Annotated in this window: 18 protein-coding genes; 5 read left to right on the top strand and 13 right to left on the bottom strand. The window is 64.7% G+C overall.

The window, feature by feature from the left end; all coding sequences use genetic code 11:
• Positions 1-237: 237 nt before the first annotated feature.
• Positions 238-1,179: an FAD-dependent thymidylate synthase gene (gene thyX, locus ACRYLT_RS07515; protein WP_482663465.1), complete on the top strand. Its 942-nt coding sequence runs from the start codon at positions 238-240 to the stop codon at positions 1,177-1,179.
• Here the strand turns inward: thyX and ACRYLT_RS07510 are convergent.
• From ACRYLT_RS07510 to ACRYLT_RS07500, 3 genes are all read right to left on the bottom strand, one after another.
• Positions 1,149-3,533, bottom strand: coding sequence for a hypothetical protein (locus tag ACRYLT_RS07510; protein ID WP_482663464.1), 2,385 nt, complete (start codon positions 3,531-3,533; stop codon positions 1,149-1,151). The two genes, thyX and ACRYLT_RS07510, sit on opposite strands and share 31 nt — an antisense overlap.
• A 15-nt stretch (positions 3,534-3,548) precedes the next feature.
• On the bottom strand, positions 3,549-4,670 hold the full coding sequence (locus ACRYLT_RS07505) for a hypothetical protein (RefSeq protein ID WP_482663463.1): 1,122 nt from the start codon (positions 4,668-4,670) through the stop codon (positions 3,549-3,551).
• Between the two features lie 438 nt (positions 4,671-5,108).
• Positions 5,109-5,954: a hypothetical protein gene (locus tag ACRYLT_RS07500; RefSeq protein WP_482663462.1), complete on the bottom strand. Its 846-nt coding sequence runs from the start codon at positions 5,952-5,954 to the stop codon at positions 5,109-5,111.
• Between the two features lie 769 nt (positions 5,955-6,723).
• Between ACRYLT_RS07500 and ACRYLT_RS07495 the strand changes: the two genes are divergently transcribed.
• A complete protein-coding gene (locus tag ACRYLT_RS07495) occupies positions 6,724-7,323 on the top strand; it encodes a restriction endonuclease (RefSeq protein ID WP_482663461.1) in 600 nt (199 codons plus the stop codon).
• On the opposite strand, the gene ACRYLT_RS07490 is transcribed toward ACRYLT_RS07495, so the two are convergent.
• The 8 genes from ACRYLT_RS07490 to ACRYLT_RS07455 all read right to left on the bottom strand — a co-directional run bounded on the left by ACRYLT_RS07490 (position 7,293) and on the right by ACRYLT_RS07455 (position 14,841).
• Complete coding sequence (locus ACRYLT_RS07490; RefSeq protein ID WP_482663460.1) at positions 7,293-8,126, bottom strand: hypothetical protein; 834 nt, start codon at positions 8,124-8,126, stop codon at positions 7,293-7,295. The two genes, ACRYLT_RS07495 and ACRYLT_RS07490, sit on opposite strands and share 31 nt — an antisense overlap.
• A gap of 143 nt (positions 8,127-8,269) precedes the next feature.
• Positions 8,270-8,839, bottom strand: a complete 570-nt coding sequence (locus ACRYLT_RS07485; protein ID WP_482663459.1) for a recombinase family protein — start codon at positions 8,837-8,839, stop codon at positions 8,270-8,272.
• The gene (locus ACRYLT_RS07480; RefSeq protein ID WP_482663458.1) at positions 8,836-9,789 is read right to left on the bottom strand and encodes a 2OG-Fe(II) oxygenase; all 954 of its coding nucleotides are present in this window, start codon (positions 9,787-9,789) and stop codon (positions 8,836-8,838) included. The genes ACRYLT_RS07485 and ACRYLT_RS07480 overlap by 4 nt, the downstream gene beginning before the upstream one ends.
• A complete protein-coding gene (locus tag ACRYLT_RS07475; protein WP_482663457.1) occupies positions 9,786-11,267 on the bottom strand; it encodes an acyl-CoA synthetase in 1,482 nt (493 codons plus the stop codon). The genes ACRYLT_RS07480 and ACRYLT_RS07475 overlap by 4 nt, the downstream gene beginning before the upstream one ends.
• Positions 11,264-11,887 (bottom strand): TetR/AcrR family transcriptional regulator, encoded by a 624-nt coding sequence (locus ACRYLT_RS07470; protein WP_482663456.1) that lies wholly within the window; start codon positions 11,885-11,887, stop codon positions 11,264-11,266. The genes ACRYLT_RS07475 and ACRYLT_RS07470 overlap by 4 nt, the downstream gene beginning before the upstream one ends.
• Before the next feature lie 74 nt (positions 11,888-11,961).
• Positions 11,962-12,969, bottom strand: a complete 1,008-nt coding sequence (locus ACRYLT_RS07465; protein ID WP_482663455.1) for a GNAT family N-acetyltransferase — start codon at positions 12,967-12,969, stop codon at positions 11,962-11,964.
• A complete protein-coding gene (locus ACRYLT_RS07460) occupies positions 12,966-13,847 on the bottom strand; it encodes a GNAT family N-acetyltransferase (protein ID WP_482663454.1) in 882 nt (293 codons plus the stop codon). Before ACRYLT_RS07460 ends, ACRYLT_RS07465 begins: the two co-directional genes overlap by 4 nt.
• The gene (locus ACRYLT_RS07455) at positions 13,828-14,841 is read right to left on the bottom strand and encodes a polysaccharide deacetylase family protein (protein WP_482663453.1); all 1,014 of its coding nucleotides are present in this window, start codon (positions 14,839-14,841) and stop codon (positions 13,828-13,830) included. The genes ACRYLT_RS07460 and ACRYLT_RS07455 overlap by 20 nt, the downstream gene beginning before the upstream one ends.
• 53 nt (positions 14,842-14,894) lie before the next feature.
• On the opposite strand from ACRYLT_RS07455, the gene ACRYLT_RS07450 reads away from it, so the two are divergent.
• From ACRYLT_RS07450 to ACRYLT_RS07440, 3 genes are read left to right on the top strand one after another with little or no spacing between them, the layout of a single operon-like run.
• On the top strand, positions 14,895-15,812 hold the full coding sequence (locus ACRYLT_RS07450) for an alpha/beta fold hydrolase (protein ID WP_482663452.1): 918 nt from the start codon (positions 14,895-14,897) through the stop codon (positions 15,810-15,812).
• A 12-nt stretch (positions 15,813-15,824) separates the two neighbouring features.
• Complete coding sequence (locus tag ACRYLT_RS07445) at positions 15,825-18,176, top strand: TonB-dependent receptor (protein ID WP_482663451.1); 2,352 nt, start codon at positions 15,825-15,827, stop codon at positions 18,174-18,176.
• A 9-nt stretch (positions 18,177-18,185) separates the two neighbouring features.
• Entirely contained in the window at positions 18,186-19,463 is a 1,278-nt protein-coding gene (locus ACRYLT_RS07440) for a spinster family MFS transporter (protein WP_482663450.1), read from the top strand.
• Between the two features lie 9 nt (positions 19,464-19,472).
• Here the strand turns inward: ACRYLT_RS07440 and ACRYLT_RS07435 are convergent, their stop codons facing one another.
• Both ACRYLT_RS07435 and maiA read right to left on the bottom strand, forming a co-directional pair.
• The gene (locus ACRYLT_RS07435) at positions 19,473-20,258 is read right to left on the bottom strand and encodes a class II aldolase/adducin family protein (RefSeq protein ID WP_482665419.1); all 786 of its coding nucleotides are present in this window, start codon (positions 20,256-20,258) and stop codon (positions 19,473-19,475) included.
• Positions 20,259-20,317: 59 nt separating this feature from the next.
• A complete protein-coding gene (maiA, locus tag ACRYLT_RS07430) occupies positions 20,318-20,965 on the bottom strand; it encodes a maleylacetoacetate isomerase (protein ID WP_482663449.1) in 648 nt (215 codons plus the stop codon).
• Positions 20,966-20,981 lie beyond the last annotated feature (16 nt).

The following is a 20,981-nucleotide window of genomic DNA, read 5'->3' as shown; positions in this document are numbered from 1 at the left end:
CTTCGCCGCCGGACATCAGCCATTCCGATGTCCTATTCCGATCAGGGAAGCCGATTTTCGTTCAAGAACCACAGGTGACACGAACAGTGTCTTGCAGCTTATTCCCGTCGGCGCGATGAGTTGCGGCAAGCGGTTATTCGTCCAAGTGTCGGGGGGCGAGCGCGTGAGGCTACCTTGCGCGCCATATCGGATTTGCCAATCGCCACGACCCCGCTTAGGCGAGCGCACGGAGCCACCATGATCACCGACGAGCAGCAGCAGGCCATCAACGCAGCGCGGGACGCCACCACGCCAACCCGACGCGCGAGCGTTCCCGCGCTTGAAGAAATCCTGATGCAGGCCCTCCCCGTCTTGGATCACGGCTTTCTGCGCGTGATCGACTATATGGGCGACGACGCGGCAGTCGTGCAGGCGGCACGCGTCTCCTACGGCCGTGGCACCAAGCGGGCCAGCGAGGATCGCGGGCTCATCCGTTATCTGATGCGCCACTGGCATTCGACACCGTTCGAGATGTGCGAGATCAAGCTTCACGTAAAGCTGCCGATATTCGTCGCGCGTCAGTGGATCCGGCACCGCACTGCGAACGTCAACGAGTATTCGGCCCGTTACTCGATTCTCGACCGCGAGTTCTACATTCCCGACGCAGCGCAGCTGGCGAGCCAGTCGTCGGCAAATCGTCAAGGCCGTGAGCAGTTGCTCTCCCCGGAGCAGGCCGCTGGCGTGCAGCAGCTGCTGCGCGACGACGCGGACCGCTCCTACGACCATTATCTATGGCTGCTCAACGAAGGCGAGGATGGGCAGCGCATCGATCCTACGCGTCAAGGCCTTAGCCGCGAGCTCGCGCGGATTGGGCTCGGTCTCGGCACCTACACCCAGTGGTATTGGAAAGTGGACCTCCACAATTTGCTACGCTTCTTGCGCCTTCGGGCCGATGCTCATGCACAATATGAGATCCGCGCCTACGCTGAGCTGCTGCTCGATGTCGTCCGCCGCTGGGTCCCCTACACGCACGAGGCATTCCTCGAGTACCAGATGAACGCTGCGACGTTTTCTGCGACAGCGCTCGAATGCGTTCGGCGCTTGTTGCGGGGCGAAGCGGTCAATCAGGAGACGAGCGGCCTCTCCTCGCGGGAATGGACCGAGCTTGCTCAGACCCTCCAGCTCTCCTCTCCAGCCTGATCGGCGGTGGACTCGGCGGGCGCCGCCCGAGCGCGGGCTAGAGTCAGCAGCGCCGCCGCGCGCGTCGGTAGCAGAGAGGCGCGGAGGTTTGGCGCGATGGCGCATTTTCCGGCGACGTGCGCTAACACCAATTCGGGTGCGAGATCCCGAACGTCGTTCTCCGCCGCGGTCAGGATGGCCGTGATCAGGTCGGTGCGCGCGGCCTCTTTGTCTCGAGCGGTATAGACCAATTCCTCAGCAGTGGCGGCGCGCAGGAAGCTCGCGCGCAGAATGGAGTCCGTATAGGTGACGCGGAGATAGTCGTCGGCCTTGATTACTGTTGCCACGGGATACCGCCGCGGACCCAGTACGGGGCGATCGCCGCTCGGGTGAACGCGCAGGCGCTGCAGCGCGGCGGCGAGCGCGGCGAAGACCTCCGCCTGGCTGCTGCCTTCCTCGGCGAACACCGATCCCGAGTAGAGCTTGATCGCGGCGTCGCCGGCATCGGCGAGGAAGAGGTCGTCCTGGAGCCCGGCGGCGGTGTCAGCGAGCCGCGTAAGGCGTTCCGACACGAACGCCGGCGGCGGGGTAGACGCATCACGCGCTAGCAGGCGCTCGAGGAGGAGCGCCTCCTGACACCACGGACACTGGTGACGTTGCCAATTGGGGAGGCAGGTCTCGAGGATGGCGCCTACGGTATTGCCGTAGAACAGCGCGCGCGTCTCGGGCGAACGAAAGCCGACGAGGCGCTGGAACCGCTTCCACTTGACCGGGTCGTCGGGCCGGGCCAGCCCGACTAAATAGTGAAGGCGCGGTCGGAGGGCGAGCTGCCGCAGCCGCGATTGATAGCCCGTCATGCGCGCACCCGTGACGAAGCAGTCGTCGAGGATAAGTATCGCCGAGTCTGCTGGTATGGCCAGTAGAGCGTCACGGAGGGCAGCGTCCGCCGCCGCCCGCGGTCCTGTTTGCGCGAGCTGCAGACTGGTGTGTTCGAGGCGGACAGGCGCCGTCCCAGTGATTGCCGTGATCTCCTCCACCGCGAGCTCGGCCAAGCGAGCGGCGGCAGCGTGGAGCGGCGTCAGGATCAGCGCCGGCAGAGGATTGAGCGCGCGGACTGCGGCGCGGAAGGGCAATTCGAAGGTTGCGAGGGCGAACAGTGCTTGGGTGTCGACATGGATGCCATGATGGCGGATTGGATTGTCCGAGGGCTGGTCGCGGTGGACCGAAAGAATGCCGTGGCCGCGTGCCAGCGTCAGAAAGGGTTTGAAGGGCGCCGCGTCCGCCGCCAACGGGAGGTGCTCCACGTCCTTGTAGGTCAGCGGAAAATAGACCTGCGGATCGATTGGAATGGTGACGCGGCTGCCGAGATCTGCGGTGTCGAGCGGTGCGAAGCCGGGATCATCTGAGAGATCGCACAATGCCGGAAGCTCGCCGGTCTTGCCCAGGCGGAAGACTGCGACGAATTTGAGATCAATGTCGAGCCCGGACAGCTGGATCTGATCCTCGAGCACCTCGATCAGAGAGCCAGTCTGAGTGGCGCTGACGATGCAGGTCACCGCCACTGGCGCCTCGACTTCGTCTCGGATCGCGACGTCGGCTGTCAGCCGATCGAGGATCTCAATCAGCGCTGCGCGCCGCTCCTCACTATCATCCTGGTAGTGACTGAGCATCTCAACCGCGATCGGCGGCTCACCGCGGATTGCCGCGAGAACCCGGCTTGCGTTGAACGCAATCGAGGAGAGCGACCAAGTGTCGACCAAAATGGCGCGGCTCTCCTTCAGATAGGGTAGGAGCCAGAACGTGACCGCATCGATTGCTTGCGCAGAATATTGGATATTGCCCACGCGCAGAAACGACCGAGCCGGTCGATGCGACGGCGGCTCATAGTAGCTGCCCTCGATCGGAAGGAGATGCGCACGTGATTTTTCGACAAGACAGCGCAGTTCCGCGTCGCAAAGGTCAGCAAGCGTGTCAGGATGCTCGACATGCGAGGTCACGAGCTCAGACGGTGACGCGAGCGGGTTAACGTCTCCGGACAGCGCCGGCTCGCAATCCTCCGCATGTAGCACCAGCACCGGCATCTCAGCGAACCGCTTGAAGTGCCGGTTGGGATCGGCGCGTGCTGCGGCGAGTGCAGTTAGGAACGGGCTCGCTGCCGTCGCCGTCCCTGCGCAGGCGGCTGCCAGCGCGGCGCGATTGAACTGATCGCGCACATCGGCGCGGATGACGAGCGCGCTCGCCCGCAGGCGGTCCTCGGGGTAGCCGCGGTATATCTGATCAAAGAGCGACTCTAAGCTGAGCTCGCTCGAAAATTGGGCGACGAGGAGGGTGATCTCGGGATTTTCGCGCGTGAGCGTGGCGGTAAAAACGTGCATGGACCCTGCCGCGACTCAGGGTTGCAGCCAAAGGATCTGCCAGTGCGTCCCCGCGACCTTAGGGTGGGGGCTGCCCGGCACATCCTTAAGCCGGATGTCGGGGTCGGTGCCGGTGAACGCTGCCACTTTCCAGAATTCACCCGTCCGAAGCGACACGAAGGCTTGCATCCGCGCCGCCGCTGCCAGTGCTTTCTGGATGCCGAGCCCTGCGGAGGGGTCGCCCGCCTTGGACGTTAGGCGATCATAGATCAGTGCGTCGAGCAGTGTGGCGCGCGGAAGATTAACACCGCGCGCTGCCGCGGACGCGATGAAGCCGTCGACCATCCCCGGTCCGAAATCCGACACGGACGCCTCGATCAACGCCGGCGTTTGGTCGGGGGCAAAGCTATCTTCGATATACTGACGAAGCGCTGCCGAGCTCCCGGTGCGCTCCAGGAGTTGCGAGCGCGTGTTCGCGACGTGCTTGCGAATGCGCAAAAACCGCGTTCCGGACTGAACTCGACCTTCAGGGTCTCTCGCCCCATGTTCCAAGCCGTTGTCGCGCAGCTCCACGAGGAATTGCCCCAGATCACCGGCCGGACCTGCGCCGACCGGATCGATGCCGCGGCGCAGGGCGCCGATCTCTAGTTTGCGCCGGAAGCGCAGGATCAGTTGATCGAGAAGCCTTGCGCGGAGGCGCGGCGGAACCGCCTCAAACCCCTCGCCCCCACGAAGGATGGGGGCGATGCTATGGTCCGGGTCGAACTCGACCAGCGTCTGCTCCGCGCCGCTCTCGGGATCGACGATGCCGCGTCGGCGCGTGACGTAAAAGCGACGGGCGGCAGCCGTGTCGAGGGGCTCACCTGCGTCGCTCGTGACTCTGCGCGCGAGCGACAAAGCAGCGAGAAACGGAAGGGTTGTGGCAATTGCTGAGGCGGGCGTGATCGCGGTTTGCAAACCCCACGCTACAAGCTCGAGCGGGTACTGTCGTGCCGCAGTGCCCACCAGGATCGCGGCCCAGACATCGGCGAGCATACCACCGGTTGACGCGCTACCGATGCGGAGGCGAAGTTCGGCCGCTCCAGGTTCGCGCGCGATTTGGCCGAGCAACGCCTCGATGTCCCGAACTGAGGCGCCTTTAGGAACCTGCAGCGTCACCGTTGCCGCCTTTGTCTCGCGGTAGCGCTGACGCGCGGGCGGTTCGCGCCGCTACGGGAGGGCCTCGGCTCGTCCCGCGCATTGTCGCTGAGCATTGGTTGCACGAACCTCGTATCCTTCGCCGACCGCGGCGTTCTCGTCCCCGGCCCTAGCGGTTCGCATGCGCCGTGTCGACGAGCGAGGCTCGGTGGCGCTCGCCCTTAGCGCCGCCGACACCACGACCGGCGGACCTCATAAGCTGATTTCAGCCGTGAGATACGGCTCGTTGTAGCGTTGCAAGTTCCCGCTGGCACGTCAGGAGCGCTGGGCGACCTCGCGTCCATCTACTTCTGGTTCCTTGGCTGGAGCTTTTCACCAGCAGCAACCGAAGCAGCCGCTATTCCGCCAAGCCGCGCGACGCGTTCGCTTTCAGTACATGATCCGCCGGCAGCGAACAGATCAGCGTTCGTCCGGATACGGTGGCCAGCTCAGTCCGCTGATGATCTCTTCGTAATCCCATGGGTCATCGAACTCGTCGAACGGCTTGCCTCGGCGTGCGGCCTCTCCGCCGTATCTGACACAGACGGCGTGGATGGCGCTCTTCAACTCCTGCTCGAACGCCTCGTGCTCTCGGAGCGCATGGAGGACAACAAGTATCCGCTGGGTCTCGATCTCGCTGTCCGCCGCCGCCACCTCGACTCCCGTCCGGCCGCGGATCGCTCGAAGCAAGGTCCAAGCCGGTCCCATCGCGAAAACTGACGCTGTTGCCTTCCTCAGTTCCGTCAGCAGACAAGTGGTGGCGAACAGCTTCAAGCCAGCTTCGAGTTGCTTGAAGTCCTCCCTTGCAGTTTCGAGTTCCTGCTCAAGCCGAACGATGTTTGCAGCAGCTCGGCTTACCGCCTGCCCTTGCCGCTTCATGAAATCGGACGGGGCCTGTTGGCCCTTGTCGTGGACCTTGCCGTATGCGTTCCCCCGCGCGGGCTTTGCCACCTTGGGATCCGACGGCTCGATACGCGCGGAGACCGGCCCATACTGATCCGTCGCAGGCAGATGAACGTTTTTCCCGAGGGCGACCGCCTGCCAAAGCTTCATGTCAATCATGGCGGGCACTAGCCGCTCGATCAATTGGTCCGCAGCCTCGCCCCGAGCGCCATCAGTGCCCAGGCTCTCGACGATCTTCCGAGCTTCGCCGGCCATTTCCTCAGCGGCCCTCAGCGAGCCGTCATCAGAGAATGTCTGCGACGCGCCCTCTCCTAGGAGTGCGGCAAGCCGCTTGGTGATGCTGTCTTCGTCACTGTCCGCCATACGGCCTCCCGGGTCGGGTTCTCAGACCCGGCAGCAAGGTTGGGTTGTGACGGATCAGGTATATTCACCCATCCCGCCAAAGAGCGCGCAGATTGCTGCGGGAGGCTTAGAGAAGCCCCAACAAGTTTCCTCGTTCGTTACCGGCACAAGGTCAGGCGCAATACCGTAGAGCTGCCGCAGAGCGGCAACTCTACTGCGCCATGTGTTCCGAACGCAGGGTCGCCATCAGGTCGCATTTCCTAGATCACCCGACCCTAGAAGACCGCGTTTTGTGAGGCATGGGTTATTCGCCACATCCCTCACAAATGACGGCCCGTGACGATTGGGACCGATTATCGGACCATCACAGATCTCCCGATCTGTCTCCTATCCTGAGTCAGGCGCAATACCGTAGATCTGGGGCACCCCAGATCTACACGGGATCATCTCTGCCTGCGGGCAATAGATCCCTTCCTTGCGCTCTCCGAGGGTTGCCCGCCCCGCCGTGTTGACGCGGACTGTGGCGGGTGCGCCGCTCTCGCGTCGGGGCCTCCAGCGCTGCTTCGACAGCGCACCGGCAGGCGTCTGCGCCCCCGCTGCGCGGCGGCGGCTACAACAAGGAAGGATAGCGAGGGCACGGCCTCGACGAGGCGACAATGAGAGGATCAAGAACTCCAAAGGACCAACTTTGGAGATGAAAGATGACTGACGATCCTGCCGATCGTTTCGGGATTCCTGATCAGCGCATCATCGACGTGATCCGGCGCCACAGCGGCATCTGGCGCGACGGATGCTACGTGCCGACCCGTTTCGAGGTGGCGAACGCCCCCGCCGACAGACTGTGGAGCCAAACCGAGCGCTGCTCCACAACATCTATGCGACCAATGTCCAACTTGATGCTTTGGGCCGAAAGAACGTTGAGCCCGCGTTGGAGGGTATCAGGAAGGTGATGAATCGGACTTACGGCAGATCGCGGGACAACGGCTATCGCGATCATCCGGAGCACCTTCTTCCTCTAATCGAACGCGAAATCTCACGGCGCGGAGGGTCCTCAAAATCCAACGGGCTCGATTCCGAACAAGACTGCCAGAGCCTCTTGGAGGCGGCGGGGTTTGAAGTTCGAAGAACGCCTCGAACTGGGGACTATGGCGCCGATCTCGTTTCAGAAAAGGACGGGCTAGCGTTCGCCATCCAATGTAAGGACACGAGCAAGCCTGTGGGCGTAAAGGCGGTCCAAGAAGCAGCCGCGGCCCGCGCGCATTACAAGGTTGATTTCGGGGTAGTGTGCAGCACCGGAGGGTTTACCCCAGCGGCCATAGAGCTTGCTTCGTCTACCGGAGTCATCTTGTGCAACGGGGATCAACTCGCACGACGGCTGGACGCGCTATAACCGTCTGCGAGTGTCGCGCGAACGCGCTCTCGAAGCGCTTGGGAGCGCATCTGGATCGTGGCGCATCCAACGTTCGCACTACACCGCGAGTGGTCCACACGACCGAGTTGGCAGTTGTGCCGGTTCCACTGCTGCCCGGACGGATGATTGAGCCCACTGAGGACCCGGCGGGTGTCAACCAATCCGCGGCTGCTCAACTGTTCCAAAACGCCGCTTGGAACCGGGCCGAACGGAACCAACCATGCGTTTGGCAGCCGCTGCAGCTCATGGAGAAGATGTCTCTCAACCATATCCCAAAGGAAGGCGGATCGAGCCCAGTTCGCTCCCGAGTAGTTCTTCCACTGGCCCTTCTTGAGTTCGAGGACAGGGTAGCGAAACACTGATGTGTAATGCACCCTTGCGGCTGCCTCCTCAAACAGCAGGGAGCAGGACGATAGGTTGAACACGCTGTTCAACTCAAAATGATCCATCAGCAGGGCAGCGATTTCGCGCATCTCGCCTTTGAATGAAGCCTCCTGCTTTGCCCGAGCGGCTGCATCTTCGAAGGTGGCTCCTGCCCGCAGTTCGCGACGCATCGCCAGCAGAGCGGCCTCCGCTTGCTGCTTTCCCGGCGTGATTCCGAGGATCACGATATCGGCGCTGTCGTTGATCCAGTCGAAGGGCGCGTAGAACGCCGCTAATGCGCCTTCGCTGCCCTTGGTGAACCCTGCGTGGTCCAGCAGGCCGCCGCTGTTCACCGCCGCTGCAAGCGACGCCTCGTCCGCGTCAAGCAGCGCAGGAGCAAGGCGGCTCAGCGCGAGCAAGTCAGTAGGGTCCAACACTATATTCTATCCAATCTAGCGTGAACGCAGCCCGTCGATGCTGCCGAACGTGGAGGGGCTGTTGGGCAGCTAGAGGGAGCCGATTCCGCGAGCAACGTCTGACGCTACCAGCGGCCCGCGAGAACCTAGCGCAACTCAAGGCGGGACAGAAGATTCCGCACCGACGATGGATGCCAGCGCCCGCCTCGCGGAGTGACGATCCCGCGCTCATTCAGCTCCCTCGCGATGGACGGTAAGGAAACCGCTCCCGCCGCTCGAATATCTGAGATGATGGGCGCATAGTCCACCGCACGCGCAACCGCGTTCGCCTTGACGGCTTCGAGGGCTGCCGTGTTGCCCTTGTTGGCTCGCCGCAACGGAGCAGCTCCGTTGGGGTTGCCGAGCTTCACGCCGCGCTCCTTCGCAGCGGTCAGCGCCGTCCTGGTGCGCTCCGCGATGCGGTCTCGCTCATCCTCATTGATGACCGCCAGGAGGCCAATGGTGAGGCGATTCACGTCTGGGTTGTCGGCGCAGGCAAAATCCACGCCGCTGTTGCGGACCTTGAGCGTGAACTCGGCGTCGCGGCTGAGGCGGTCCAGCTTCGCCACCACCAACTTCGCCCCCATGACCTTCGCCCGGTTCAGCGCTGCGGCGAGCTGCGGGCGGCCGTTGCGCTTGCCACTCTCGACTTCGGTGAACTCCGCGATGATGCTCACATGTCCCAGGGATGGTAAGGCGACTGGCGGATCCAGCGCGTCGCCAGCCATTTGATCCCGTTGGTTACGGGAAGCCCGGCGTGACGCGTTCGCGGGTCGCCGCGGCCGTCCGGCAGGAGATTCTGGAAGATCAGGACGTCGCCCATCCGGCCCTTCGCGGAGATCCCCAGTTCCGGAAACTGGGTTTCACCGCCGCCATAGCCCTCGTTCAGGTAGACGAGCGCCGTCCAGGTCCGCTGATTTGTCACGCCGGGCAGGGCATCGATATGCGGCTTGTATTCTTCCCCGGGACGATAGCGGAGCACGTGCAAGGGTTCGCCCCACGCGGCTTCGGTTCCGGTCGCCCGGGCCAGCCGCCGATTGAGGGCGTTGATCACGAGATCCTCCTGCACGGGCCCGAAGCTCGTTCCATGCGACGTCCGGGTCGGGTGCGGAACGCGCTGGCCGCTGACCGGATGGATGACGAAGGACGGTTCGAGGTTCGGCTCGGCCAGAGTCATCACGTAACGGCACTCTTCCGGCAGCAGCAGACCTCGAATCAGCTCGATCCGCGGCGCGTTCGAGAGCGTCTCGCGAGCCGCATCGCCGGCCGCCGATTCCGGAAGCATCCTCGGCAGGAACTGAAGCTGCAGGGCGGCAAAGGGATCCTTCCCCGCAATGCCTTCAAGGATCCGGCGCGCAAGGAGCGGATCGGTCTGGCAGCCCGTCCCGTTGGCGACGAGAAAGGCGCGCGTTCGGGCGGCTTCGACCTGCCCCTTGGCGGCTGCAGCCTCCAGCAGCCTGTGAGCCGCCGGGAGATCGCGCGGGCCGTACAGAGCGAACAGCCGCCAGTGAGCCAACATGAGGAGGGACTCGGTGTCGCCGGCCGCCGCCTCCCGCTCAACCAGCGCGACGGCCTCGGCCTGGCGCCCCTGCCTGACCAGCGCTCGAGCGGTTTCGATCGTGCTCATGGGAGCAGGTGCTTCTGGATCTTGCCCGCCGAGGTTCGCGGGAATTCGGCGACGAACTCGAAGCTGACCGGCACCTTGTAAGCGGCGAGCCGCTGCCGGCAATATTCGCGAAGCTCCGCGCCATCGAGCCTCGCCCCCTCGGCGAGCTGGACGAAGGCTCGTCCGACCTCTCCCCATCGGGGGTCCGGCTGGCCCAGTACGGCGACATCGGCGACGGCGGGATGGGCACAGAGCACGTTCTCGACCTCCGCCGGATAGACATTCTCACCCCCGGAGATGAACATCTCCTTCCGCCGACCGACGATGTAGTAGAAGCCATCCTGGTCGCGCCGGGCGAGGTCGCCGGACCGGAGCCAGCCATCCTCGGTGAAGGCGGCACGGGTCGCCTCCTCGTTGCGCCAGTAGCCGGGAGTGACTCCGGGGCCGGAAAAGAGCAGGTCGCCCACTTCCCCTTCGGGGACATCGTCGCCCCTGGAGTCGACGATCCGAACCGAGCAGAGCAGCTGCGGCTTGCCGACCGAACCGACCTTGTCCCAGGCGTCGGCCGGGTCGAGCAGGAAGGCGGTCGGACCGGTTTCGGTCATCCCCATGCCGTTGCACACCCGGACGCCGAGTTCGCGGAAGTGCTGGACGAGCACGTCGGGCAGCGGGGCGCCGCCGCACCCCCAATGTCGAACATGGTCGAGGGGAGCCGAGGCGAAGCGGGGATGATCGAGCAGGCTCTGATAGACGGTCGGAACGGCGAAGAAGGCGTCGAGACGCTTGTGCCGGAAGAGATCGACGAGCGCGTCGGCGTCGAACGCGTCGAGAACCAGGACCCGGCCGCCAGCGATCAGGGTCGGCAGACTGTGGAGGTTGATTCCCGCGGTGTGGAAGAGTGGCAGGAAATTGGCGGTGACGTCGCTCGAGCGAAGATCGATGCAGGAACCGATATTCACATAGTTCGCAAGCGCCATCCGGTAGGTGTAGACGACCCCCTTGGGCCGGCCCGTCGTTCCCGAAGTGTAAAGCAGGTACCAGGTCGAGGCGGCGGGCCAGAGCCGCCGCCACCGTCGCGGTTCGATCGCCTCCAGGGCGCCTTCATAGTCGCGGTCGAGATCGAGACCGGGAGGCGGATTGCCGAGGCGCGAGACGATTTCCCGATCGCGCGAGTCATGGACCAGAAGGCTCGGCTCGCAATCGGCGATCAAGCCGTCCAGTTCTGCCGGCGGCATTCGCCAGTTCAGCGGGACGAGCACTGCGCCCAGCTTCGCACTGGCGAACAGCAGCTCGAAAAATTCCGGGCGGTTGCGGCACAGGATCGCGATCCTGTCACCCTGGCCGACGCCCAGCGAGGCGAGCAGGGCCGCGGCGAGCCCGGAACGGCGATCGAGCTCGGCATAAGTGACGGTCCGTCCGCTCGCGACCGCCTCGATCGCGATCTTGTCGGGGGTGAGTTCGGCCCGCCTGGCGATCAGGTCGGGGATGTCGCCGATCATGTCTGCCGTTTCCTCAAACCTTCGGAAACGAAATCGATGGCGAGATCGGCCACCTTCTCTGGAGCCATGTCCTTGTCCCAGATGGCGTATCGCATGCCGAGGAAGACGCTCATCCCGATCAGGGCCCAGGCCCGCAGTTCGTCCGGTCCGTCCGAAATCTCGTCACGCTTGCGGGCGGCGGCAAGCCCCTGGCGGTAGCCGTCGACGAATGTCCGGTAATGCTCCCGATAGACGTCCTCGGCGACGAACTGCGCTTCTTCGATGATCCTGTAGAGCTCCGGATGCCTGCGCGTGAAGGCCAGAAAGGCGGCAAGTCCGATCCGCTCGGCGGCGAGTCGGTCGGGGGCGCCCGCCACCGCTTCCGCGACATGGCTGCGGGTGGCATGGCTCATGTCGCGGACGAGCGCCCGGAACAGTTCCTCCTTGCTTTCGAAATAGGTGTAGAAGGTGCCGAGCGCCACGCCGGCCCGGGCGGTGATGCCGGTGATCGCCGCATCGTGGAAGCCGCGCTCCCCGAACTCCTGAGCGGCCGCCTCGAGCAGCTTTCGGACGGTTCGCCGCCCGCGCTCGGTTCGCGGGGCCTTCTCGGCCGATACGGCGGTCTGTGCGAGATCGTTCATTCGGCCCCTCCAAAGCGGGAATCTGAACCGGCTTTCAGATCAGCGCAAGGTGCTTGGCGCTAGCCCTTCGGTCGTCAGCCGCGCCAGAGCGGCCGAAGGAGGCGCGCTGCCGCCCGGCTGCGGACGAAGAGATGGTCCATCAGTTCCGGGCCGGCGGTCGCTCCCATGCTGCTCTTCTCGCCACCGTCGCCGGTGCCAAGGTTGAGCAACCCGACACCCCGCTCCCGGACATGCATGTAGGTCCGGTAATTGGTGACGTAGCCAGGGCTGTGGCGGGCGAAGCGCTCATCATAGCTGGTGGCGATGGCATAGCGGGTGTTTCCGCAGTCGAGGCCGAAACTGAAGGCGACGGGCTGACCGTCGATCCAGAGCAGGCCGACGCTCAGCATGTCGGCCAGGACAGGATCGCGGACCATGGCCTCCCAGCCCAGCCGCGGGTCGATGAACTTGGGATCGGCACCGGCTTCCCGCCCGGCCCAGCTGTTGCGCTCGATCGTCCGAAGCGCTTCGAACAGATCTGCGGTCCAGTCGTCGCCGCTGATGAAGCGCCACTCCACGAGCCCGAGCTTGGCCAGCCTCTTCTCCTGCTTGTGCAGGTTGCGAAGGGTCGATGAGCGGGGCCATCCTTCCTGGGAAATGTCGAGGACGTAGGTTGAACCGACTGGCCGGGTCAGGACGGAAAAGCCGCAGCGCTCGGCGATCCGAAGCAGCCGACTCGCCGAGGGATCATCCTGCGGCACCGGCCCCAGGCGCCAGGCCCGGCCGAGCGCCCGCCGCGCCTGGCGCGACGCGAAGAAGGCGGCGAGCTCGTCGTCGGAAGCGTCCTCGTTGATGGGAAAGCTTCGGAAGGGCCAGTAGCTGCCGGGAACCGCGCGCAGGCCGAGCCATTGGGGGCCGAGACTTGTCGTCGGCAGGGCGGCGATGATCGCCTTGTCCGAACGGGCGCCGACCAGGGTCGACGATCGGGCGCCGTTCCCCGCTTCATACCAGGCCTGTCTAAGGAAGCGGCAGGCTGCGGCAGCAGCGGTGGCGGCGGAGTCGATGGCGGGAGCGATGCCGCCTTCCAGCCAGATCTCGATCATGCCCGGCTCACGAGGCGCTTGGTCAAGGCCACGAGACGATCGAAACCGTTCAGAGCCTTACCGGCGAGAAGATTGGCCGGCGTCCGCCGGACAAGCAGCAGATCGACGCAGTCGATGGCGCCGGTCGCGAACCGCCTCTTATGTTCGCCATCGCCTTCAGTGAAGTCGAAATAAGCGAAATGGCCTTCGTCCATAAGCTGTCGCATGGCCTCCAATTGGAGCACGGTACCGGGCGAATAGTCGGCAAAGTCCGGATCGTAACCCAGAAAGGCGTAAAGCAGGCTTTTGCCTTCCGCTGGCGCGTAGAGATAGCTGATCGGCCGGTCGTCCACGAACAGGAGCCAGGCCCGGACGGCATTGTTGCGGGCGAGCGACTTCATCTCCGCCACCGCTCCCGATCCGTCGGGTAGCCCGGCACCGAGCATCCGCTCCTGATAGGTGCGCTCGGAGAGGCTGCGGGCCCACCGGTGAAAAGTCTCGATCTCCGATTCCGTCCGATAGCAGCGCGCGTCGATTGCCCCGCCGGAGCGTTCGGCCAGCCGGCGCTGCTTGCGCCTCAGGGTCGATCGGGTCTTCGCCGAAAAGCCCGACAGATAGGCTTCGAACGACGATTCGAGGCTGGCGTAGCTTCGCCGGTAACGCTGGCGGACAAAAGCGTGGAGATCCGCTCGATCGCCGATCAGGCGCTCGGCCGAAGCGACCGGCAGCGACGTGACAAGATAGCCGTCGGCGCCGTCGAGCGCGGGCAGTCTCGGGAGTCGGCCGGCCAACGCCTCCTCCAGCGGCAGCGCCCGCCGGACAAGGCGGCGACGCAGCCGCCAGATAGTGCGCGTTCCGACCCTGAACGGCAGCACGACTTCAGAGGCTGGCGAGTGCAACCAGCTCCTCCATCGCGGCAAGCGGCGGAATCGCCGCAATCGCAAGCCCGATCCTGGGCCGCTCGTAGCGGGCCGCTCCCCAAGCCTGCTCCGCCATCCGACGGGCTGTGCGCAGCCGCCATTCGGGCATCGGATCGGCTTTCTGACCCGTCGGCAGCGCGGGCAGCGACTCGAAGTTCGCTGTCGGCATCGACTCGCCATGATCCGCAAGGAAGGCGCAGAGCCGGTCGAAGCGACCGCGAACGAGCCGGTTGGCACGCCGCCCGTCGCGGGTAGCAAGTTCGAAGCTGTGGCCGACGATGGTGACGACCGGGTGCGACCGTTCGGCCGCGTGACGGAGGGCCGCACGCATTTCCTGAGTCGACAGGGCGCAGATCTGGAATGGGCGAAGGCCGCCTCGGCACCTTATCAGGGTCACTGGAACCTCGACGATCCCAGCGCAGGTGGTCGGGGCAATGAGTGGGCGATCGAGAGGCAGCTGGCTGGGCCACGGATGTTCGGCGCCGTTATGGCTGCTGTCGTACCTCAACCCGAGCTGTCGCAGCGCTTCGAGCGTGTTGAGGTCCGCGCCATAACTGCCGGCGCGAAAAGCGATCGGACGGGGAGCGCCGGCCTCGACCAGAAGGTCGATCCCCGAACCGATCAGATCGCATTGCTCCTGAAGGCTGAGCCCGGTCAATTCGAACCGAGGCTGCTCCCGGCCGGTCGCCAGATCGGCCCAGAAGCTGTGGACATGGAGTTGAACCTCCTGTCCGGCGGCGAGGATCGGCTCGACCATCGAGCGGACGACTTCCGCGCCGTAAAGAAGCCCCGGCATCGGATCGACGAAGAAGCAGGCGCTGAGACCGTGCCGCCGAAGCTGTTCGAGCTGGTAGGGTATCCCGACCCCGCTCGCCTCGTAGCTGTGCACGAAATTTTCGCGCCACCCCTGCCCCGGCGAATAATGGCGCCAGGTCAGCTCGGTATCGATCGTCAGGAGAACGCGCGTCGCCATGCTTGGCGCCTAGCAGAAGCGGGTGAAGGGATGTTTAAGCCTCAAACTGAACATTGACTCAAGTTTCAGTTCATGCGACTGGCGGCGCCAGCCGAGAGACTTCGCAAGGAGCGGCGGCGGGGGAGGACGTTCTGGAGCATTTCACCGCATCGGACGGGGCGCGCATCGCCTATCGCGACGAAGGCCGTGGCCCGCCGCTCGTGCTTCTGCACGGGCTGATGGCGCATGGCGGCTTCTTCCGCGAACAGGAAGCGCTGGCGAAGCGGTTCCGTCTGATCCGGATCGACCTTCGCGGTCACGGCGGCTCGGCTCGACCGGGCGAGCGACCGAGCGTCGAACAGATCGCGCGCGATGTCGCCGAACTTGCCGAGGCGCTCGGACTTCACGAAGCGATCGGGGTTGGCTGGTCGCTCGGCGCCACCGTGCTTTGGCACGTTCTGAGCGGGCCTGCCGCTCGGCGCTTCGCCGGCGCGGTGGTCGTGGACATGACGGCCCGAGTGCTCAACGACGACGACTGGACGCTCGGCCTCTCTCCTGAAGCCTGCGAGGCACGAACAGCCGCCATCCGAACCGACTTCCAAAGCTTCGCGGTGGATGCCGGCCAGGCCATTTTCGCCCAGCCGATTTCCGACAACGCGCGAGAAGCCGCCGACTGGGCAAGCTTCGAATTCGCCCGCAACGAGCCGGAAACGATCGCCGCTCTCTGGGCCTCGCTCGTCGGCCAGGACGTTCGGTCGCTGCTCACCCGAATCCAGCACCCGACGCTGATCGTCCATGGAGCGCAGAGCCGCCTCTATGGCGAGGATACGGCCGACCATCTCGTGGCGGCCCTGCCGAACGCCGAGGCCGTGCGCTTCGATGGTTCCGGCCATGCTCCTCATCTCGAGCAGCCGGAATTGTTCAACGCCACTTTGACCGATTTTGCGGAGCGCCTGTTTCGCGCCCGCACCACCCAGAACAGCAGCCATTGAGGAGGAAGCCCGATGTCCACCAGAACCCGACTGATCACCGCCATGAAGCTCGGCAGCGCCACCATCGCGCTGGCGGCCGCGGCCCCGCTCTACGCCCAGGACGAACTCGCAAGTTCGACCGTCGCCGAAGAAGCGGCGGCAGCCGCCAACCAGGATGAGGTCATCCTCGTCACCGCCCGGCGGCGGGCCGAGAGCATCACCGACGTGCCGCTCGCCATTACCGCCTATTCGGCCGATCAGCTCGAGGCCGAAGGTGCGCTCGACATCACCGACATTTCGGACACGACGCCCAACGTCACCCTCGAGGCGTCGCGCGGCACCAACTCCACGCTCACCGCCTTCATTCGCGGCGTGGGCCAGCAGGATCCCGTGGCCGGGTTCGAAGCCGGGGTCGGAATCTACCTCGACGACGTCTACCTCAACCGGCCGCAGGCCGCCCTCCTCGACATCTACAATGTCGAGCGCATCGAAATCCTCCGCGGTCCCCAGGGAACGCTCTACGGCCGCAACACGATCGGCGGCGCGATCAAATATGTGACTCGCCGCATTCCGCGCGACCCCGAGCTGCGGGTTCGAGCCACCGTCGGCACCTACGACCAGGCGGATCTCGTCGTGACGGGAAGCACTCCCGTCGGTTCGGGATTGCTCCGGGTCGGCGCCTCCGCGGCGCGTCTGTCCCGAGGGGGATTCGGTGAAAACCTCACCACGGGCGAAGAGAATTACAATCGCGACATCTGGGCGGGACGAGTCTCGGCGGAGGTCAACAATGACAACAATCTCTTCGTCCGGGTCCAGGCGGACCTTACCCAGGACAACAGCAATACGCGAGGCGGTCACCGGCTCATTCCCGGCCTGGTTTCGGGCGCGCCCGTCCTCGAAGACGAGTTCGACACGCGCGGCGGGCTGCTCGATCCCGAGCAGGACGTGCGCGCCTGGGGCGTCAGCCTCTATGCCGAGGTCCAGCCCTGGGACGGCTGGACCCTGCGAAGCATCAGCGCCTATCGCCGCGATCGCAGCGGCACGCCGATCGACTTCGACGCGCTTCCGGCGGTCGATGTCGACGTCCCGGCCGTTTATCGCAACAGCCAGACGTCGCAGGAGCTTCAGATCCTTTACAGCAGCGGCCCGTTCAACGGACTGCTCGGCGCTTATTATCTCGACGCCAATGCCGTGACCATCTTCGACGTCCGGCTGCCGGGCGGAGTCACCGCGTTGACGTTCGGCGATGTCGACACCGAGACCTTCGCGCTCTTCGGCGACTTCACCTATGACATTTCGGAGCAGTTCAGCGTCTCGCTCGGCGGCCGCTACACTTGGGACCAGCGCACGTCCGACATCGACCGCGGCGTCTATCTGGGCGGAGGCGGATCCCCCTTCTTCGGCGGAACGGGTACCCGGATCCTGACCCAGTCGGACTTCACCGGCACCGCCACGTTCAAGGAATTCACGCCTCGCGCCTCGGTAAGCTATCGACCGGGACCGAACCAGACGATCTACGCCAGCTATTCGGCCGGCTTCAAAGGCGGCGGCTTCGACCCGCGCGGCGTTTCCACGGCGTGCCGCAATGCGCAGGGCGGCGCCTGCAATGCCGAGGAGCTGTTCGACTTCATGTCGTTCGAGCCCGAGACGGTCGACAGCTACGAACTCGGCTATCGCGCTTCCCTTTTCGATCGCCGGGTCAACCTGGCTCTGGCCCTCTTCCACGCCGACTACAACAATGTTCAGATCCCCGGATCGGTGGGAACGGTGCTGAACGGCCAGCAGACCTTCATCGGAGTCACCACCAATGCCGCCAAGGCGCGCTTCCAGGGCCTCGAATTCGAGGGCAATGCTCTGGTCGGTCGTAGCCTCGCCGCGGCCGGCGACCGCTTCAACATCTCCTGGTCGCTCGGCTATCTGAACGCCGACTACAGGGAATATATCGATGCCCGCGGCATCGACGTCGCCGATCGCCGGGAAGTTCAGAACACGCCGGAATGGACGGCGAGCGGGACCCTCAACTATGGGGTGCCGGTCGGACCCGGAATGCTCAATTTCATCACCACCCTTTCCTATCGAAGCGCCAGCCAGCAGTTCGAGCTGCGCACGCCGGGCCTCGATCAGGGCGGCTTCGCGCTCTGGGACGCCAATCTGGTCTGGCGATCGGACGACGATCGCTGGTCGATCGGGCTTCACGGCCGCAACCTGACCGACAAGCGTTACATCGTCTCCGGCTACAACTTCCTTGCCCAGGATCCCGACACCGGCGATTTCCGTCGGAACGCGCAGGGCCGGCTCGTTCCCACTCTGGGCGCCGAAGGGGTACTGACGGCTTATTACGGCAATCCGCGGCAGGTCTACCTGTCGGTCGGCCTGACTTTCTAAGGAGCGAACATGACGGCGGGGAGCAAAGCTGACGAGAAAGGTCCCGGCGGGCGCGTACTCGTCATCCTGCTCCTCGCCTACATCTTCAACTTCATCGACCGGCAGATCATTGGCATCCTGGCGGTGCCGATAAAGGCGGAGCTCCAGCTCACCGATACCCAGCTCAGCCTGATGGGTGGGATCGCCTTCGCCCTCTTCTATTCCGGGCTCGCCATTCCGATCGCCTGGCTCGCCGACCGCAAGAGCCGGGTCAACATCATCGCCTTCTCGGTTGCGCTGTGGAGCCTCTTCACCGCTGTTTGCGGCCTGGCCCAGAATTTCTGGCAGCTCTTCCTGGCTCGAATGGGCGTCGGGATCGGCGAAGCCGGAGGCGTCGCGCCCTCCTATGCGCTGATCTCCGATTTCTACCCGAAGTCGAAGCGGGCCCGGGCGCTCGCTTTCTTCTCCCTCGGGATCCCGATCGGCTCCGCGCTCGGTGTCTTTTTCGGCGGCTGGATCGCCAGCAATCTCGACTGGCGCTCGGCCTTCCTCATCGTCGGCTTGGCCGGACTTCCCGCAGCGCTTCTCGTCAAGCTGGGAGTCCCCGAGCCGGTGCGCGGCGGGTTCGACACGGTGGACGGAAGAGCGAGCGACCCGGCACCGCCCTTTCCCGCGGTCGCGAGGACGCTTGCGGCTACACCGAGTTTCTGGCTGCTGTCCTTCGGCGCGGCTTCAGGGTCGATCCTCGGCTATGGACTGATCTTCTGGCTTCCGAGCTTCTTCAATCGAAGCTTCGATCTCGAGCTTCAGCAGGTCGGCTGGTTCTACGGCTCGATCGTTCTGGTCGGCGGGATCGCCGGCACCTGGCTCGGCGGCTGGCTCGGTGACCGAACCGGGCCCGACCGGCCCGCCAGCTACGCCCTCATTCCGGCAATCTGTTTCCTGATCGCCGCCCCGACCTTCGCGATCGGCCTGTTCGCGCCCTCGCTCGAAGTGGCGTGGATCCTCTTCGCGATCGGTCAGATGCTCGCTTTGGCCTGGCTCGGCCCGGTGATCGCCGCCGTGCAGCACATCGTCCCGCCCAACATGCGGGCGACCTCATCGGCCTGCATGCTGTTCATCAACAATCTGATCGGAATCGGCTTCGGGATCTTCTTCCTCGGCTTCATGTCGGACACGATGGCCGAAGCCTATGGCGAGCAGTCGCTTCGCTATTCGATCCTGTACGGCCTTGGCTTCTACCTGCTCAGCGCCCTGCTCTACTTCATCGCCTCGCGGCGGCTGGAGAAGGACTGGTATTCGGCCTGACGAAGGCGCTCAGGTGGCGAAGTCCGGATCCAGCCGGTACGCCTTGCGAAGCAGAGCGGGCCAGGCAAGCGCTCCAGCCGCAAGCTTCAGCCCCATCTTGCCCTGCTGGGCGGTGACTTCCGGCGCTCCCTGAGGCGGGTTGTTGAGATTGTCGCCGGCGGAGAGAGCCAGGATCTGCGCCTGGCAGGCGCGCTCCAGGAAATAGATCCGGATGAACGCCTCGCCGACCGTCTCGCCGACGGCCAGAGTCCCGTGATTGCGCAGAAGCATCGCGCATTTCTGCCCCAGGTCGGCGATGATCCGCTCCCGCTCGTCGAGGTCGACGGCGACGCCCTCATAATCGTGATAGGCGACTTCGTCCCGGATCAGCATCGCCGTCTGGGTCAGCGGAAGCAGTCCGTCGCCATGGGCCGAAACAGCCTGGCCGTGCGGCGTGTGAAGGTGGATCACCGCCTGGGCATCCTCCCGCGCCATATGGATCGCGCTATGGATGGTGAAGCCGGCGGGATTGGTGATGAACGGCGTGGGTTCGACCGGAAGGCCGTTCATGTCGACCTTGATGAGGCTGGAGGCGGTCACCTCCTCGAACATCAGATTGTAGGGGTTGAGCAGGAAGTGATGCTCAGGCCCGGGGATCCGCGCCGACAAATGGGTGAAGATGAGGTCGTCCCAGCCATAATGAGCGACGAGCCGGTAGGCAGCGGCAAGGTCCACGCGGATCTTCCACTCCTCGTCGCTGACCTTGCCCTCCAGCGAAGGGATTTCGACCGCTGAAACGGGGGTCGCTTCCGTCATTCCCCGCCCGATCGCTTCGACGCGTCCCATTCAGGCCTCCTCCTTCTCTGCGTGTCTCCTTACCCCTTTGTCGCCGCCGGCGCGACCCGATCCGGATGAGCCGCGGCGAAGGCCTCGATCCGGCTCGCTTCCGCGTCGACCCGGACGAGCGTGGGATAGGCGTCCAGCGGAACCTCGAATCGACGGGCATTGTACATTTGCGGCACCAGGCAGATGTCCGCCAAAGTGGGCAGGTCACCGAACAGGAAGCGTCCTGCCCCCGGTGCGGCGAGCGCTTCGAGCGCATCGAAGCCCTCGCTGACCCAGTGGCGATACCATTCGTCCCGCTGCTCCTGAGGGTGACCGAGCGCCGAAAGCCGCTTGAGCACGCGCAGGTTGTTGAGCGGGTGAATGTCGCAGGCGATCGTCAGCGCCAGAGCGCGCACATGGGCGGCCTCGGCCGGGTCGCGGGGCAGAAGCGGCGGATCAGGGCGGGTCGAGTCCAGCCAGTCGATGATGGCGAGGCTTTGAGTCAGGCGTCGGCCGTCAACCTCCAACATCGGCACGAATCCCTGCGGATTGCGGCCTTTATATTCCGGCTCGCGTTGCTCGCCGTCGATCAGGCTGACGGCGACCCGATCATATTCGGCACCCTTGAGATTGAGCGCGATTCGCACCCGATAGCTCGCCGAGGAGCGGTGATAGTCATAGAGCAGGATCCGGGACATGGAGCCTTGATAGCCG

The sequence above is a fragment of the Sphingosinicella sp. SM1-17 genome, from assembly GCF_056821765.1.
The sequence above is the reverse complement of the archived record's forward strand: the minus strand, read 5'-3'. Positions and strand labels throughout refer to the sequence as shown.